Annotated in this window: 1 pseudogene; it reads left to right on the top strand. The window is 77.9% G+C overall.

Features of this window, described 5'->3' with window-relative positions:
• Positions 1–40: 40 nt before the first annotated feature.
• Positions 41–748, top strand: a pseudogene (locus GT042_RS06810) (ATP-dependent helicase); the annotation flags it as partial.

The following is a 748-nucleotide window of genomic DNA, read 5'->3' as shown; positions in this document are numbered from 1 at the left end:
CGGTGCCGCTTCCCCCGCGGGATCGGGCCCGTCGCCCTCCATCGCCCTGTCCTCCTCCGTACCGCCGGGTCTCACGCGCTGCGCGGCCGTCTTCCTGCCCGCCGGGCTGCCGCGCGAGGGAAGAGTCGCCTTCTGGGCTCCGGACGGGGAGCTGCCCGCCTGGCCGGACGAGGGCGCGACGCCGCAGCGCCCCGGCGGTGAGACCACGGCCCTGCGGGGCCGGACCCAGGGCGACACGCGGGGCCTGACCCAGGGCGACGAGATCACGGGCCGCGTGGAACGCGGTGAGATCACGGTCGTACGGCTCGGGGAGCGCGGCGGGGTCGAGGCCCGGACGGTCCCCGCGCTGCTGATGCCGGTCGCCGAAGCCGTACCACTGCTGGTCCGGGCGCGGCGGGACAGGACAGCGCATCCCGCCTCGGCGTGCTGGGGAGCCGCCGCGCTGCACGCGCTCCAGCTGGCCGCGCGCGGCAGACTGCTGCCCGGTCTCACGGCTTCCGATCACGACGCCTGGCGGGCCGGCCCGCTCGACGCGGACGACATCGCGCAGCTGAGGGCGATCGCCGCCGCGATGCCGCCGGAGGCGTACGCCGTACCGGTCGCGGGGACGGATCCGGGCCCGGGTCCCGAGCCGGGGGAGCTGAGCCTGCCGGAGCCGGAGGCGCTGGTGCGGGCGTTCCTGGACGCTGTGGCGGACGCCCTGCCCCGTACGCCCGCGGCGGCCTTCGCGGCGGGCAAGCCCTTCGCC

The sequence above is a fragment of the Streptomyces sp. SID3212 genome (assembly GCF_009865405.1).
GTDB lineage: Bacteria > Actinomycetota > Actinomycetes > Streptomycetales > Streptomycetaceae > Streptomyces.
Note: the sequence above shows the minus strand (reverse complement) of the source record. Positions and strands in the feature narration are given on the sequence as shown.